A 16,820-nucleotide genomic window follows, 5' to 3' on the forward strand; every position below is an offset into this window, starting at 1 on the left:
CGCAAATAAATGGACAGAACTTGTCATATACTAGGGCGTGTCTTCCAAGCGGGAAGGCATGAACTGAAGTAGGTTCTATTTAATGCTGTGGTCAAACGAGAAGGTGGTGTCCTGAATATGCAGTTTAGAGGCCGTACAGTCATTGCTTTTGTAATGATTACGATGCTCGCTTCTGTTCTGGTCACGCTTGTAGTGGCTCGCGATCTTGTCGTGGGTAGCTATCAGGCGTCAGGCTCCGCTCCGGCAGCTGCCGAAACTAGCGGGCAACATGATCTGAATGAAGCCGAGATTGACAAAATGAATGCGGTGCTGGATTTGATTGAAACCAAATACGTGAAGAAGACGGATCGTGAAGAGCTGGTAGATGGTGCAGTCAAAGGCATGCTGGAATCGCTGGATGACCCTTACTCCGTTTATATGGAGAAGACGTCGGCGCAGCATTTTTCTGAATCCATCGAAGGGTCCTTCACAGGTATTGGCGCGGAAGTGACGCTGCAAAACGGCAAGCTCGTCGTCGTATCTCCGATCAAAGGCTCCCCTGCCGAACGGGCGGGACTGCTGGCGAAGGATGTCGTCATTTCGGTTAATGGAGAGAAGCTGGAGGGCCTTGGACTGAATGAGGCGGTAGACAAAATTCGCGGACCGAAAGGGACGAAGGCCAAGCTGCAAATCCAGCGGACAGGCACAAGCGAATCGATCCAGCTGATTTTAATTCGGGATGATATTGATGTGGAAACCGTATATGCCCATTTGTCCGATGACCGAATTGGTGTCATTGAAATTCGTCAGTTTTCGCTCAATACGGCCGAACGCTTCAAGGAAGAGCTTGCTCGTCTGGAGCAGGAAGCGAAGCAGCAGTCAGCAGGGCAGGCTCAGGTGCAGTCTAGCGCTCGGGGCAGCGAAGGAGCAGCCGATAAGGGACGGCAAGGCCTTAAGGGCCTCGTAATTGATGTCCGCAATAACCCTGGCGGCGTATTGCCGGTCGTTGTGGAAATTGCCGAGCAGTTTATTGCGAAGGGCGATGCGATTGTTCAGGTGGAGGATCGCGACGGCAAGCGGGAGAAGACGTTGTCAAAAGGCAGCAGCAAGGCTTATCCGGTCGCCGTAGTCATGAACAAAGGCAGCGCCAGCGCCTCGGAAATATTGGCTGGCGCGCTTGGCGAGGAAGCCGGTGCGATTCTTGTCGGCGAGACGACGTTCGGCAAAGGAACGGTACAGGTCAGCTATAATAAAGCGCTGGGTGATGGCAGTCTGGTAAAAATGACGATTGCCAAGTGGCTGACGCCGAAAGGCATCTGGATTCATGAGAAGGGCGTTGAGCCGACTGTTGCCGTAGCTCCGCCTTCGCTTTACACCGTTGCGCGGCTGACCATAAACGAAACGCTGCAGCGTGATATGAACAATGAGCAAATTCGCAGTGCGCAAATTATGCTTAAGGGGCTTGGTTATGAGCCGAAGCGTGACGATGGTTATTTCAATGAGGAAACCGTGCAGGCGGTCAAGCAATTCCAGAGAGAATCGAGTCTGGCGGTGACGGGAAAACTGGACAAGACTACAGCGACAGCATTGGAGAAAGCAGTTGTTGCTTGGGTTAAAGACAAGAACAACGATGTGCAGCTTCGGGAAGCGATTGAACGTGTAGGCAGGAAATAACGTCTCGTTGTCGAATCCCTAACAAGGTTGACTCTGTCTTCGGAGTCAGCCTTTTCTTTTGAGTAGGCAGCAGGTATGAGAGGGGAAAAAGCCGCTAGGGCGGATACAGGAACAAGTTGGTAAAAATGAAGGAGTGTATGCGGTGAATCAGGCTCTTGCTTTGTTGCAGCAATTCCAGTTGGCGTTGCTTCAACTGCTGGTACAACCTTTTTATTATGTGGCTATTTTATTTATATTGCTCCAATACACGAAGCAGATCAAGCTTGAACGGCAATTGTTCGCCGTTAAGCTGCATATATGGCCCCGGCTGCTCGGCCGGGCAATCGTCACAGGCTTGCTGGTAGGCATAGCTGTATCTCTCATAGGGGCTTTTATCGGCGTTTCCGTTACGCAGCAGTCGGTCATGTGGCTCTGGGGCGTATCCGCGCTGCTGATGCTGTTTCGCATCCGATATTTATGCTTTGCTTATGCGGCTGGCGTACTTGGCCTGCTGCAATGGATCGTTGGGTTTACGCCGCTTGCTTCGGGCGAAGGTATAGTCGGTCAAGCAGCGGCCTCGCTCGCCGCCATGGATATGACAGGGCTGTTCATGCTGGTAGCTCTGCTGCATTTGGCAGAGGCGCTGCTCGTGCGAAAACAGGGCGGCAAGCTGGCGACGCCACTGTTCCTCTCGGGCAAGAGAGGGAAAATTGTCGGCGGCTACATGCTGCAAAGCTTTTGGCCAGTCCCTTTGCTGCTGCTCGTTCCCATTGGCGGAGGTGCGGGTGCAGATGCTTCAACAACAGCATTGCCATGGACACCGCTGCTCGGCGCGGACTGGTCGCAGGGCTGGACAATAGCTGCGCTGCCAATGATTATCGGCTTTAGCGAATTAACACGCTCGATGCTGCCTGAGGAGAAGGCCAAGCACGCTGCAAAAGGCTTGCTGCTTTACAGTGTCGCCCTCGCAGCAGCAGCTTTGCTGGCTTGGTGGCTGCCCGTGCTGCTGCCCATTGCCGCTCTTTGCTCGCTGCTGCTCCATGAAGCGATTATCTGGCGCAGCCGCAGGCTGGAAAATGCCAGCAGCCCGCTATTCGTTCATGACCAGCGCGGCTTGCGCTTGCTAGGGATTTTGCCGCAAACGCCGGCTGAGGCGCTGGGGCTTCAGGCAGGCGAGATTATTTCGAAGGTTAATGGCGTTCGCGTGCATTCGAAAACAGATCTGCATGCCGCGCTTCATCTCAACTCGGCTTTCTGCAAGCTGGAAGTGCTGAACTTTGCGGGAGAAGTAAAGTTTGTGCAGCGTGCGCGTTATGAAAATGAGCATCATCAACTCGGGGTTATTTTGGCGCCGGACGAGGATGCGAATTTCTATGCGGCATCGGGCCCTGCTTCGCTGCTTGATTTATTGAGGCACAAGCGAACTGCGCATCGCCGGAGTTCATCTGCAGCGCCAGCCCCTGTGAAAGGCGCTGCTTCTAGCGAGAAGACAACAGTATAGCTGCAAGCAGAGGCGCTTTCCGAAATGAATGGCCATTGCCTGAAATTGCTGGACAGGCTGCATATCAAATATCATTCAAAACCGCACTGACAGACTTTTGCTGCTGTCAGTGCGGTTTTTTAATGTAGGGAAATTTAGCTGGTTGCAACGGAGAATGCTTAGAGCTATAATAAACGGGAACACATATTCTTATAAAGGGCAGACTTGCCTTTATGAATTGGAATTACTTGTAACAGCATGAACAAATTGAGGCTTGCTGCTTCTTTTGCGCGATATAGACTATAATGATAGATAGCTTAGGAAGGAAGAAGGAGTGGATGGCTGAAGTGAGTAATTTTGCACCGCAAGCCCGCAATTTTGAGCTTAAATCCGATTATACGCCGCAAGGCGACCAGCCGCGTGCTATTAGGCAGCTGGTTGAAGGCGTTGAAGCAGGAGAGAGGTTTCAAACGCTGCTGGGTGCGACTGGAACGGGAAAAACTTATACGATTGCCAATATGATTGCGCAGGTTAATCGGCCTACGCTCGTTATTGCGCATAACAAGACGCTCGCAGCGCAGCTGTGCAGCGAATTTAAGTCATTTTTCCCCGATAATGCCGTGGAATATTTCGTCAGCTATTACGACTATTTTCAGCCGGAAGCTTATATTCCTTCAACCGATACCTATATTGAGAAGGATTCGAGTATTAATGAAGAGATCGATAAGCTGCGCCACTCTTCGACCAGCTCGCTATTCGAACGAAGAGACGTTATCGTTGTGGCCAGCGTCTCCTGTATTTACGGCTTAGGTTCGCCGAAGGAGTACGGCAGCATGCTGCTGTCGCTGCGCGTAGGGATGGAGAAGCCCCGCGATGCGATTTTGCATAAGCTCGTCGATATTCAATATCAGCGCAACGATATTAACTTTATTCGCGGCACATTCCGTGTCCGCGGCGATATTATAGAGATTTTTCCCGTTGCCAATAATGAGCGGGCGATTAGAATTGAACTGTTCGGCGATGAGATTGAACGGATTACGGAAATCGATGTTTTGACCGGCGAGATCGTGGGCGAGCGCGAGCATGTAGCGATTTTTCCGGCGTCTCACTTCGTTACCCATGAGGATACGATGAAGCTTGCGCTCGTTAATATTGAGCGCGAGCTGGAGGAGCGGCTTGCCGAGCTTAAGGAAGCGGGCAAGCTGCTGGAAGCGCAGCGGCTTGAGCAGCGTACGCGCTATGACATCGAGATGATGAGCGAGATGGGTTTTTGCTCGGGCATTGAGAACTATTCGGGTCCATTGACGTTCCGGGAACGGGGAGCAACACCGTACACGCTCTTCGACTATTTTCCGGATGACATGCTCATTGTTATTGATGAATCGCATGTATCGCTGCCGCAAATTCGCGCGATGTACAACGGCGACCGGGCAAGGAAGGAAATGCTCGTCAACCATGGCTTCCGGCTGCCATCGGCGATGGACAATCGGCCGCTTAAGTTCGAGGAGTTTGAAGCGAAGGCCAAGCAGACGATTTATGTTTCCGCTACGCCGGGTCCTTTTGAGCTGGAGCAATGTCCGACAATGGTAGAGCAAATTATTCGGCCTACAGGCCTGCTTGATCCGATCATTGAGCTTCGTCCAACGAAGGGGCAAATTGATGATTTGCTAGGCGAAATTCGCGATCGGGTGGCGAAGGATGAGCGGGTATTGGTCACGACGCTGACGAAGAAGATGGCGGAGGACTTAACCGATTATTTTAAGGAAATAGGTGTGAAGGTGCGTTATCTGCACTCGGATATTAAGACGCTGGAGCGGATTGCGATATTGCGGGACCTAAGACTTGGCGTGTTCCACGTGCTGGTTGGCATTAACCTGCTCCGGGAGGGGTTGGATTTGCCTGAAGTATCGCTGGTAGCGATTTTGGATGCGGATAAGGAAGGCTTCCTGCGCTCAGACCGCTCGCTGATTCAAACGATTGGCCGTGCGGCGCGCAACAGCGAGGGCCGGGTCATCATGTATGGCGATAAGGTGACGGATTCAATGAGCCGTGCGATGAAGGAAACGGAACGTAGGCGGACGACTCAGGAAGCTTTCAACGAGAAGCATGGCGTTACGCCGCAGACGATTCGCAAGAAAGTATTGGAAGTTATTGAAGCGACTAAGGTTGCCGAGCAGAAGGCTGATTATTTGGCGGATGCCGGATCTGGCAAGATGTCGAAGAAGGATCGTCAGTCGATGATTAATAGATTGGAAGTCGAAATGAAGGATGCGGCTAAAAACCTGCAATTTGAGCGGGCGGCCGAGCTTCGGGATGCGTTGTTGGAGCTGCGTGCGGGAATGTAGCAGCGAAAGAAGAGAATGGATAGGAAAGAGGAGGCAATAAGATTGGGAAGCGACAAAATTGTAGTAAAAGGCGCTCGTGCACACAATTTGAAAAATATTGATGTCACCATTCCGCGCGACAAGTTTGTTGTATTGACGGGTTTGAGCGGCTCAGGCAAATCGTCCCTTGCATTTGATACCATTTACGCCGAAGGACAGCGCCGTTATGTGGAGTCTTTATCTGCCTACGCAAGACAGTTTCTCGGCCAAATGGAGAAGCCAGATGTAGATTCTATCGAAGGATTGTCTCCGGCGATATCAATTGACCAGAAGACGACGAGCCGCAATCCGCGCTCCACTGTAGGTACAGTAACGGAAATTTACGACTACCTTCGCTTGTTATACGCACGAATCGGCAAGCCGCATTGTCCGGAGCATGGGATTGAAATTACTTCGCAGACCGTAGGACAAATGGTCGATCGCATTATGGAATATCCCGAGAAGACGAAGCTGCAAATTTTGGCTCCGCTCGTATCCGGCCGCAAGGGCGAGCATACGAAGCTGTTTGCCGACATCCAGAAGCAGGGTTTTGTCCGCGTTCGCGTAAATGGCGAGCTGCGCGAGCTCAGTGAGAAGATCGAACTGGAGAAAAATAAAAAACATAGCATTGAGGTCGTTGTTGACCGTATCGTTGTGAAGGCAGACGTGCACAGCCGCTTGGCTGATTCGATAGAGACGGCGCTTAAATTGGCCGATGGCCGGGTGCTCGTTGACGTAATGGAGAAGGAAGAGCTGTTGTTCAGCTCAAACCTGGCTTGTCCAGCATGCGGCTTTAGCGTAGAGGAGCTCGCGCCGCGGATGTTTTCGTTCAACAGCCCGTTCGGTGCTTGTCCGGATTGTGACGGACTAGGCGCGAAGATGATCGTCGATCCGGATCTGCTCGTTCCCGATATGAGCAAATCTATTAAAGAAGCTGCTTTTCTTGCTTGGGCTGGAAGCACGTCCAATTATTATCCGCAGTTTTTAAGCTCGGTTTGTGAGCATTATAGCATTCCACAGGATGTGCCGGTTTCTGAGCTCAGCGACGAGCAAATGAATAAGCTGCTTTATGGTACCGGTGGAGAACGTGTTCGCTTCCTATACGAGAATGACTTTGGTCATCGTAAAGAGGCTTATGTACCGTTTGAAGGTATCGTCAATAATTTGGAGCGGCGCTACCGCGAGACAGCGTCCGATTCCATGCGGGAACACATCGAAGCTTATATGAGTGCTAAGCCTTGTGGCGGCTGTAAAGGCCAGCGGCTGCGCAAGGAAACACTTGCTGTAACGATTGCCTCCCAGAACATCGCTCATGTCACTTCGCTCTCGATTGGCGATTCGCAGCGCTTCTTCGAAGGACTGGTATTAACGGAGAGGGAACAAACGATTGCCAATCTGATTTTGAAGGAAATCAACAGTCGGCTAGGCTTCCTTGTCAATGTCGGGCTGGAATATTTGGCGATGAACCGGGCGGCTGGAACGCTGTCCGGCGGTGAGGCGCAGCGGATTCGATTGGCAACACAAATCGGGTCGAGCCTGATGGGCGTTCTTTATATTTTGGATGAGCCGAGCATCGGACTTCATCAGCGGGACAATGATCGGTTGATTGAGACGCTTGTGCATATGCGGGACATCGGCAATACGCTGATTGTTGTAGAGCATGATGAGGATACGATGCTGGCTGCTGACTATATTATCGACATTGGCCCTGGTGCGGGCATTCATGGCGGTACCGTTATCGCGGAAGGAACACCAGCGGAAATCATGCACAATGAAAATTCGTTGACGGGTCAATATTTGAGCGGACGCAAGTTTATTGAGGTGCCGCTGGAGCGTCGTGCGGCGGGAGACAAATGGCTGGAGGTTCGCGGTGCGAAGGAAAACAATTTGCGTGGTGTCAATGTAAAGATTCCGCTTGGCATTTTTACGGCGGTTACTGGCGTATCTGGTTCGGGCAAATCAACCTTCGTCAACGAAATCGTCTATAAGACGCTGGCGCGTGATTTGAACCGAGCGAGAACACGGCCTGGACAATATAAGGAAATGCGCGGAATCGAGCATTTGGAGAAGGTTATTGATATTGACCAATCGCCAATTGGCAGAACGCCACGCTCGAATCCCGCTACGTATACGGGCATGTTTGACGATGTACGCGATCTTTATGCTTCGACGAATGAGTCCAAGGTGCGGGGCTATAAGAAGGGCAGATTCAGCTTTAATGTGAAGGGCGGCCGCTGCGAGGCTTGCCGTGGAGACGGCATTATCAAGATTGAAATGCATTTCCTGCCTGACGTGTATGTCCCTTGCGAAATTTGCAAAGGCAAGCGTTACAATCGCGAAACGCTGGAAGTGAAATATAAAGGCAAGAGCATTTCCGATGTGCTGGAAATGACAATTGAGGATGGCTGCAAGTTTTTCGAAAATATCCCGAAAATCCAGCGCAAATTACAGACGCTGCTTGATGTAGGCTTAGGTTATATGTGCCTGGGACAACCTGCAACGACATTGTCTGGAGGCGAAGCACAGCGTGTTAAGCTGGCTTCCGAGCTGTATCGCCGGAGTACGGGGAAAACGTTGTACATTCTGGATGAACCGACGACAGGCTTGCATGCCGATGATATTGACCGTCTGTTGATGGTTTTGCATCGCCTTGTTGATTCGGGTGAATCGGTGCTTGTCATTGAGCATAATCTCGATGTCATTAAGACAGCCGATTATTTGATCGATTTGGGGCCGGAAGGCGGAAGCGGCGGCGGCTTAATCGTTGCGACGGGAACGCCGGAGGAAGTGGCGAAGGTAGACAAGTCCTATACAGGGAAATACCTGAAGCCTATTATGGAGCGTGACCGGGAACGGACCATCCAGCGGCGCGAGACGCAAGCGTCCGTTGCTGCGGCGTCTAATTAGGCCTGATGATGTAAGGCTAGCCCATTGATGTGGGTTAGCTTTTTTTCTTTGTCTAATTTGAATTCCATCCATATTCCATGACGGCCGCAGGTTATAAGGATGGGCAAAGCTGGACAACGTATAAGGAGATAGTGGAAAAGGATTAGCCTGATTGGCAATAAGGTATTAGTCATGCTTGATGGACAAACGTGACAAAGTTGTTACGAAAACAGATTCGGACTTGCGTCAGGCGCATGGAAAAGATAACATATAGGTTAGGATAGGATGCGTGTGGCCAAATGGATTTTTTTGGTTTGGAGGACAGGTCCTAAAGCAAGTGAAATGGAGCAAAAGCTTAACTGTGGGAGGGGTCATTCAAATGTTTTTGGCAGAAGAAGCAGCACAAGCGACCAGCAACATTAACACGTTTGACTGGTTTATGCTTGCGTTTACAATTTTGTTATTGATCGGCTTTGTCCGGTTGGTGAAAGAGCGCAAGAAGAACATTTTCGCGATTGGTTTCACAGCTGTATCTTTGGGATTGTTTTTGTTTATTGATTACATCATGATCACCAAAGTATGGTTGGCATAACGACAAACAAGAAAGACCGTCCAAGTTGAATGCGACCTGGGTGGTCTTTTTTTGTTATCCACTTGACAATATACAAGTGATCCGATAGGATTTAAATCAAAACTGACTGACGAGTCAATCAATGGAGGCGATGCTGTTATCGGAACCGTAGATCGCAATACGGCGAACAATGCGGAGCGCAAACGCCAAATTATGGAGTCCGCACTGAAGCGTTTTGCCCTTCATGGTTACCATTCGACGAAAGTATCGGATATTGTAGCGGATGCAGGAGTAGCGCAAGGTACTTTCTATTGGTATTTCAAAAGTAAAGAAGCTATAGCTATAGAAATTGTACAGGATGGCCGGGAGCGGTTGCTTACGGTTATTGGACAAGGCTACCGAAAAAATGCCGGTTCGGTGCAGGATATGGTGTCAGCCTCTGAGCATCTGCTTGCCGAGCTCTTCCATTTTGCTAAGGAAAATCGCTATTTAATGGGCATGCTGCTTGATGGCACAGGCTTCAGCGAAGTCGTTAGACAGGAAATAACGGTTACTCAAATGGCGATGGAGCAATCCTTTGTACTCAATATTGAACGCGCCACTGAGCTGGGCATGCTGCCGGCCACCATTGATGCCAAGCTGCGAGCGGCATTTCTGATGAGCCTCATTGAAGGCGTACTGTCCCGTTGGCTGTTTCGCAGCTCGCCGGAAAGCGATGCTATTGCGGTAAAATCTGCGGAATTGCTCGCTGCGGAAACGGCGCGGTTTGAATTTTTCGGCTTATTAGGCATTTAGCTGCATTTCCCTGCGAAAGCCGGACACATTAATAAGCAATAATAAAATATTAGAGAAGCTATGAAGGAGAGAGTGGAAGATGAGGATTCAAATGAAAAAATCAACGTTATGGATGATGACAGCTATTTTGCTGCTGGCGGTTATTGTGGCGGGCTGCGGCTCGAAGAACGGCAACAGCGGCAATGCGGGCTCGGCTTCGCCGACTGCGGAAGCAGAAACAGCGGCTCCTGCCAATCTGCTGGAGCAAGTGAAGCAAGCAGGCGTTCTCAAGGTAGGTTTGATGGGAACCTATGCGCCGTATAACTTTTTAAACGACAACAAGGAAATAGATGGCTTTGATGCCGATATTGCAAAAGAAATTGCCAAGCGCCTTGGCGTAAAAGCTGAGTTTGTCGCACAGGAGTTTTCCGGTATGATTGCTGGACTGCAGGCGAAGAAATTTGACGTCGTCATTAGCCAAATGACGATTACCGACGAGCGCAAGGAGCAAATGGATTTTACAGAACCGTACATTACGAACTCTGTAAAAATCATCGTAGCCGAAAAAAACGATACGATCACGAAGCTGGCTGACTTTAAAGGCAAAAATATTGGTGTAGGCCTGGGTACGAACGACGAAACCTATCTTCGCAAAACGGTGCTGCCTGAAGTCGGCGACTTCACCATTAAAACCTATGATGATGTCATTACTTCGCTGAAGGATCTGAATGCCGGACGTATTGATGCGACAATTAACAATATGTATGCCCTGAAACCAATCGTCGAGAAAAATGGCTTCAAAATCAAAGCGGTTGGCGATCCAATTAAATCGGACAACGCAGGCATTGCAGTCCGCAAAGATAACCCGGAATTCCGTGACGCGCTGAACGAAGCTTTGAAGGCGATGAAAGCCGACGGCACGTATAAAACTATTTTTGTGAAATGGTTCGGCGAAGAGCCAGCGGCTGAATAAGCCCGGCTCTCGTCAAATTATATGGATTTATAAGTTTTACCTTGCGAAACCACGTAGACGGAAGGGAACCTTCACGTTATGAATCTCGTTTTTGAAAATTTCTCTTTTCTGCTAAAGGGCGCGTATTACACGCTACTGCTTACGGTTATGTCGATGTTTTTTGGGCTCATAATCGGAGCAGTAGTAGCTATTGCCCGTTTGAAGGGTAACCGTCCCATTCGGCTATTGGCTCGGGGATATGTCTCGATTATTCGTGGAACCCCAGTGCTTATCCAAATTTTTGTCGTTTATTATGGGTTGGCGGACTATAAAATTATATTAGGGCCACTGACGGCAGCAACGATTGCACTGAGTATTAATGTGGGTGCGTATTTGTCGGAAACGTTTCGTGGTGCGATTTTGTCCATTCCAAAAGGGCAAATGGAGGCCGCATATGCAACGGGCATGACCTCTTGGCAGGCGCTTTATCGAATCGTGCTTCCGCAGGCGGCAAGGGTAGCCATTCCACCAATGGGAAATACGTTTATTGGAATGCTTAAGGAGACATCGCTCGTTTCAGCTATTACTGTAACCGAGTTGCTGCGTCAGGCGACTTTGCTTATAGCACAGTATTACGTCTATATGCCGTTTTATGTGGGAATTGGAGTTATGTACTGGGTGATGAGTACCGCTTTTTCAGCTATTTTAGAAGCGATTGAGAAGCGCTTGTCCAAAGCTTATTAAAATATAAGAAATGATAAGTTTCACTCTTATAATGGGCGTATATTTCATCGCGAAACGGAAGCTTTGCCGCCAGAGGACGGCGACAGCCGTTTACGCTTGGGTTGGGGCGTGAGAAATACGATGATTACGACGGAGAAATTAACGAAATCTTTTCAAGGCACCGAGGTTCTGAAGGGTATCAATCTTCAGGTCAATCCCGGAGAAATTATTGTGCTGCTCGGGCCAAGCGGTTCGGGAAAAAGCACGCTGCTTCGCTGCCTGAACGGGCTGGAGACGCTCAGCGGAGGCCGTATTGAGATGAACGGTGTTCGCCTTGATACACAGATGAAGCCACGCGAGCATAATCAGAATGTCCGAACCATTCGCCGCCATAGCGGGATGGTATTTCAGCAGTTTAACCTGTACCCGCATAAAACAGCGCTGGGCAACGTCATTGAATCGCTGCTTGTCGTGAAAAAGCTGCCAAGAAGCGAAGCTATTGCTATCGGCAAAAAAATGCTGGAGCGCGTCGGGCTGGAAGGCAAGCTGGATGAATATCCATCAAGGCTGTCTGGCGGACAGCAGCAGCGGGTAGCGATTGCAAGGGCGCTGGCGATGGAGCCGGATGTTTTATTGTTTGACGAGCCGACATCTGCGCTTGATCCGGAATTGGTCGGCGAGGTGCTTGATGTGATGCAGCAGCTGGCTCGCGAAGGTATGACGATGCTGGTGGTGACGCATGAAATGGCTTTCGCCCGCCATGTAGCGAATCGTGTTGTGTTTATGGATGATGGGCAAATTGTCGAGGAGGCAGCGCCAGATGTGTTTTTCGATCATCCTGTTACCGAACGGGCGCGTCGATTTCTGAACAAGCTGGGCCAGCACAGAGGATTGCAGCAAGAGCAGCAATAAAGAACGACAGAATATTAATGCGAATCACAAAGTTAAAGCAGGAGGCTTGGCCTTCGATTCTTACGAAAGAAAGAGGGTAAACCGCAATGAAGGTTACAACAACATGGACAGGCAAACGTGCATTTACATCTGTAGGGCCATCTGGCTACAGTGTTGGAATGGATGCGACCGCAGCATATGGCGGCGACGGGCAAGGAGCTACACCGATGGAGCTGCTGCTGGCGGGCCTCGCGGGCTGTATCGGCATCGATATTACGATGATTATGGATGCGTTCCTTGGTTCAATCAGCAGCATCGAGATAGATGCGGAAGGCACGCGCAAAGAGGAAATGCCGAAGGGCTTTACGGCCATTGATCTTATTTTTAAAGTGAATGGCGATGTGCCGGATTACCGGATTTGGAAAGCGATTGAGCTGGGCAAGGAAAAATATTGCGCTGTCTCGGATTCGCTGAAAGCGGACATTCGTTACCGGCTAGTACTCAATGGGGTAGAAATGACGCGGGGATAAGCTGATTTCAGCGAACACAAAGAAAGAGTCGTGATCCGAGGCTGCCGTGGGCGGTTCGGGTTACGGCTCTATTTTGTACGTATAGGCGGCAGCATGAATGATACCCGCGAATTGGCCCTGCTCATTCGTCATAACGATGCAATCGCTGCATAGGTCGGCTTGACGATCAGCAGCTTTATTTTTCAATGAGGAGTTGCTATCCGGATTAAAGCTTGTGTCAGTGGAGGAAGCGATGATGGAGTGAAAGCGGGTATTCATGAGCTTGGTAATGTCCGCCTGATAATAGCCAAGGAAGCTGCTCGATAATTGGAGAAAAAAACGGTCGCGCATAATGAGCCCAATAGGCTCTGTCAATGAATTGCATACGACAGCGCAAGGCGCTTCCGGGTAGCTGCGGAACAGTTGGAGCGCTTCATAGCAGGTTTGGCCTTTGTTAAGTTGGGGGACGAAAGAAGCAGCAACGGCATCAGTAGCATAGCCAGTCATGTTGATCACCTATCCTCTGGTTTAGTGGGGGTTGCTCTTATAGAGTACGCTAGTAGGATTAACGCGGGGAGTGTTATTTATTAGTGGAATGTAAAGATTTTACGAGCCTGCCCACCTCCTTCCTGCAAAAAAAGAACGGCCGCATCCTCGCCGGATGCAGCCGCCCTCCTTTAAACTATACCCACCACATTTCGCCTAGTGGTTCTTTAATCAGCACTTGCTGCAGGTTTTGCACCGCTTTGGTGAAACCTTCATCAACGGACATCAGGCCGTCCTCGTGCTCAATGCTCACCACATAGTCGTAGCCGACTAGACGAAGCGCGCTAATAATGTCCGCCCATACCTTCAGGTCATGCCCGAAGCCGACGGTGCGGAATTGCCAAGCACGATCCAGCATCAGCGAATACGACTGCATATCCGTTACGCCGTGATGGTTGACGTTGATTGGATCAATCGTCGTATCCTTCGCGTGGAAATGGTGAATTGCGCCAGCGCGTCCCAAAATATGAACAGCTTGAACCGGATCAATCCCTTGCCACCACATATGGCTCGGATCCAGGTTGGCGCCGATAACCGGGCCAACCGCTTCACGAAGGCGAAGCAGCGTTGCCGGGCTGTGAACGGAGAAGCCGCCGTGCAGCTCAAGTCCGATTTTCACGCCATGCTCTTCAGCAAGCGCACCGATCTCAGTCCAATAAGGGATAACTTTGTGTTCCCACTGCCAAGCCAAAATTTCTTGGAAATCGTTTGGCCAAGGCGCAACCGGCCAGTTTGGATATTTAGCATCCTCGTGGTCGCCTGGGCAGCCGGAAAATGTATTAACGACAGGAACGCCCAAGCGGCCTGCGAGCTCAATCGTTTTGCGAATAGTAGCATCATCCGCAGCAGCTAGATGCTTCTGTGGGTGCAGCGGATTAGCGTGGCAGCTCAGGGCGCTGATGATCAGGCCGCGTGATTCTACTGCATGCTTAAACGCTTTCAACTTTTCTTCATCAGCAAGCAGGACATCAGGATCACAGTGGGCTGTGCCAGGGTAACCGCCAGTGCCGATTTCAATAGCATCCAGTCCTTTGGCAGCTATGTAATCGAGCGCTTCTTCAAATGACTTCTGTGCGAAAAGCACGCTGAATACTCCTAATTTCATGTGCAATCATTCCTCCTATTTATAAGAAAAGCTAATTCCCATTATACCATTGCCTAATTGCCGATATCTAATGAAAACTGCAAATTTGACATAATCGCATATAAACTAAACAAAAGGTTACCTAAAGCCCGCTCATCCGTACAAGTTAAAGATAATACTTGACAGTTTTTTCTGTCCTTAAGCTATAATTTTAAATAGGAACTGCCGAAAACAATGGAGAAGCCACAGGAGAGCGGGAGGAACAAAGAGATGGCAAGTGTCATGCTGGTAGATGATGATCCAGATATACGCGAGCTCATGCACGCGCAGCTTAGCAGTGAGGGATTTCAGACGATTCAGGCAAGCCACGGCAAAGAGGCCATTCGGCTGCTGCGAAAGCAAAAAGCAGATTTAGTGGTGCTTGATATCATGATGCCCTTCATGGATGGCTGGGAGCTATGTAAATATGTAAAGGAAGAATACCCGAATATCCCTGTGCTGATGGTAACAGCAAAGCGTGAAATTAATCAGAAAATCAAAGCGTTTGGCCTGGGAACTGATGATTATATGGTGAAGCCTTTCGAGCCCTATGAGTTAGTGCTGCGTGTTCGGGCATTGTTGAAACGCTACCGAATTGAAGCGTCAATGCGGCTGCAGTTGGGCGATTTTGTGCTGGATCGGCATACGTTTGAGATGATTCAGGGGCAGGCACGGGTAGCGCTGCCGTTGAAGGAATTTGAGCTGCTGTTCAAGCTGGCGGGTAACCCGGGCAAAATTTTCACGCGCAACGAGCTGATCAGCCAAATTTGGGGTCCGCAGTTTTTCGGCGATGAGCGGACAGTGGATGTACATATTAAGCGATTGCGCGAACGTTTTGCAGAAATGGATGCGCCGTTTACGATTGTGACCAAGCGGGGGCTTGGCTACAGGCTCGAAATGGTGGACGCATGCTAAGAACCTTATATGTAAGGGTTATTATTAGTTTTATAACAGCGGTGCTGATTGGTCTGGTCAGCGCCTTCTTCATTACGATTACGCTGTTTAAGGACCAGGTGATCACCATGGTGCAGAAGGAGGTTCTGCAATACGGACATTCGATTGCCGCTTTATATGAGCAGTATGGCATTGAGGAAGCGAAGCGAATTGTTACGCTATTAGAGCCTACCCCGACCTATAAATATATGGTTATGGATGACAAGGGCTGGCTCACTGAGGAGGGGAAGCTGTTTGCGGAATTTGGCATTGCTCCCGGAGACAGCATTTCAACATCTGTATTAAACGGCGAGCCGTTTGTGGATTTTGATTTTGGGTTCACCGAGGGCAAAGGCCTCGTGCTCGGGATGCCGTTTACTTCTGATCATAAAACGTACGCGTTGTTCGTGCACCAGCCGACGAGTAGAACTGTTATTTTCAACCAGATGCTCTTCGTTGCTCTTTCTGTTGTGCTCGGGGTAGGCGGTCTGTGCATCTTTGTGGCCGCCATCTATTTGGTGCGTCCGCTTAAAGAAATGAAGCAGGCGGTAGAGCGGATGGCGAGTGGGCGCTTCGACATTCAGCTAAGATCAGGCAAGCGTACAGATGAGCTCGGGCAGCTGGCCCAAAGCTTTAGCGGCATGGCGAAGGAAATTCAGCAGATGGATGAACTGCGTGGGCAATTTGTAAGCAGCGTCTCGCATGAGATTCAATCGCCCCTGACGTCGATTGCCGGATTTTCGCGAATGCTTATGCTGGATGCGGTGGAAGATCCCGAGCAGAAGCAGCGGTATCTAAACATTATTTATACAGAAAGCCAGCGTCTGTCGCGCCTTAGCGATAATTTGCTTAAGCTGGCGGAACTGGATTCGGCAGTGCCTGCTTTTGATCCGGTTACCTACGATCTCGATGAGCAACTGCGCCAAGTTATTTTGGTCTGCGAGCCGCAGTGGTCCGAAAAATCGATTGAGATGATACTGGAGCTGCCCCATGTGAAAATAAATGCCGATGAGGATGGGCTTAGCCAAGTATGGATAAATGTAATCGGCAATGCGATCAAATTTGCTCCGGAAGGCGGATATATACGCATTGAAATGAGCTTTGATACAGACAGCATTAAAGTATCCGTATCGGACAATGGCAGAGGGTTTCCTGACGAAGACGGCTTTAGGCTGTTTGAACGATTTTATAAGGCGGACAAGTCGCGCAGCAAAAAGCTGGGAGGAAGCGGCCTAGGCCTCTCCATCGCCCAGAAAATCGTCAATTTGCATCGAGGCGTCATCCGTATTACAAACCGGGTGGAGGGCGGTGCGCGCGTAGACGTGACGCTGCCGAGCATGGCAGCCAAAAAACGCATTTCCTGACGGGCTTAAGCAGCCGCTTGCATCCGCACGGAAGAAGGGATAATGACAAGACCATCCCTCCATAGCTTGCCAT

The 16,820-nt window shown here is 50.0% G+C and carries 14 protein-coding genes; 12 read left to right on the plus strand and 2 right to left on the minus strand.

What is annotated here, in order from left to right; genetic code table 11:
- Window positions 1-117: 117 nt before the first annotated feature.
- The 10 genes from AC50YG_RS30650 (at window position 118) to AC50YG_RS30695 (ending at window position 12,802) form a co-directional block, all read left to right on the plus strand.
- Window positions 118-1,653 (plus strand): S41 family peptidase, encoded by a 1,536-nt coding sequence (locus tag AC50YG_RS30650; protein ID WP_494832502.1) that lies wholly within the window; start codon window positions 118-120, stop codon window positions 1,651-1,653.
- 142 nt (window positions 1,654-1,795) lie between these two features.
- Window positions 1,796-3,133, plus strand: coding sequence for a PDZ domain-containing protein (locus AC50YG_RS30655; RefSeq protein ID WP_494832507.1), 1,338 nt, complete (start codon window positions 1,796-1,798; stop codon window positions 3,131-3,133).
- Between the two features lie 326 nt (window positions 3,134-3,459).
- The gene (gene uvrB, locus AC50YG_RS30660) at window positions 3,460-5,457 is read left to right on the plus strand and encodes an excinuclease ABC subunit UvrB (protein ID WP_445933767.1); all 1,998 of its coding nucleotides are present in this window, start codon (window positions 3,460-3,462) and stop codon (window positions 5,455-5,457) included.
- Between the two features lie 42 nt (window positions 5,458-5,499).
- Window positions 5,500-8,382, plus strand: a complete 2,883-nt coding sequence (gene uvrA / locus AC50YG_RS30665) for an excinuclease ABC subunit UvrA (protein WP_494832510.1) — start codon at window positions 5,500-5,502, stop codon at window positions 8,380-8,382.
- Between the two features lie 358 nt (window positions 8,383-8,740).
- Window positions 8,741-8,953: a PH domain-containing protein gene (locus AC50YG_RS30670; RefSeq protein ID WP_341279826.1), complete on the plus strand. Its 213-nt coding sequence runs from the start codon at window positions 8,741-8,743 to the stop codon at window positions 8,951-8,953.
- A 192-nt stretch (window positions 8,954-9,145) separates the two neighbouring features.
- Window positions 9,146-9,727, plus strand: coding sequence for a TetR/AcrR family transcriptional regulator (locus AC50YG_RS30675; protein WP_473756466.1), 582 nt, complete (start codon window positions 9,146-9,148; stop codon window positions 9,725-9,727).
- Window positions 9,728-9,806: 79 nt separating this feature from the next.
- The gene (locus AC50YG_RS30680) at window positions 9,807-10,679 is read left to right on the plus strand and encodes a transporter substrate-binding domain-containing protein (RefSeq protein WP_494832512.1); all 873 of its coding nucleotides are present in this window, start codon (window positions 9,807-9,809) and stop codon (window positions 10,677-10,679) included.
- 78 nt (window positions 10,680-10,757) lie between these two features.
- Window positions 10,758-11,402, plus strand: coding sequence for an amino acid ABC transporter permease (locus AC50YG_RS30685; protein WP_494832514.1), 645 nt, complete (start codon window positions 10,758-10,760; stop codon window positions 11,400-11,402).
- Window positions 11,403-11,522: 120 nt separating this feature from the next.
- Complete coding sequence (locus tag AC50YG_RS30690; protein WP_341279822.1) at window positions 11,523-12,293, plus strand: amino acid ABC transporter ATP-binding protein; 771 nt, start codon at window positions 11,523-11,525, stop codon at window positions 12,291-12,293.
- 86 nt (window positions 12,294-12,379) lie between these two features.
- Window positions 12,380-12,802 (plus strand): OsmC family protein, encoded by a 423-nt coding sequence (locus AC50YG_RS30695; RefSeq protein ID WP_338553331.1) that lies wholly within the window; start codon window positions 12,380-12,382, stop codon window positions 12,800-12,802.
- A 60-nt stretch (window positions 12,803-12,862) separates the two neighbouring features.
- On the opposite strand, the gene AC50YG_RS30700 is transcribed toward AC50YG_RS30695, so the two are convergent.
- Window positions 12,863-13,288 carry a CBS domain-containing protein gene (locus AC50YG_RS30700; protein WP_494832517.1) on the minus strand — a complete coding sequence of 142 codons (426 nt, stop codon included), beginning with the start codon at window positions 13,286-13,288 and terminating at the stop codon, window positions 12,863-12,865.
- Window positions 13,289-13,463: 175 nt separating this feature from the next.
- Complete coding sequence (locus tag AC50YG_RS30705; protein ID WP_341279818.1) at window positions 13,464-14,432, minus strand: sugar phosphate isomerase/epimerase family protein; 969 nt, start codon at window positions 14,430-14,432, stop codon at window positions 13,464-13,466.
- Window positions 14,433-14,681: 249 nt separating this feature from the next.
- On the opposite strand from AC50YG_RS30705, the gene AC50YG_RS30710 reads away from it, so the two are divergent.
- Together AC50YG_RS30710 and AC50YG_RS30715 are read left to right on the plus strand one after the other, a co-directional pair.
- Window positions 14,682-15,365 carry a response regulator transcription factor gene (locus AC50YG_RS30710; RefSeq protein WP_494832519.1) on the plus strand — a complete coding sequence of 228 codons (684 nt, stop codon included), beginning with the start codon at window positions 14,682-14,684 and terminating at the stop codon, window positions 15,363-15,365.
- The gene (locus tag AC50YG_RS30715) at window positions 15,359-16,747 is read left to right on the plus strand and encodes a sensor histidine kinase (RefSeq protein ID WP_473756470.1); all 1,389 of its coding nucleotides are present in this window, start codon (window positions 15,359-15,361) and stop codon (window positions 16,745-16,747) included. Before AC50YG_RS30710 ends, AC50YG_RS30715 begins: the two co-directional genes overlap by 7 nt.
- Window positions 16,748-16,820: the final 73 nt, after the last annotated feature.

The sequence above is a fragment of the Paenibacillus sp. J31R34 genome (assembly GCF_059383715.1).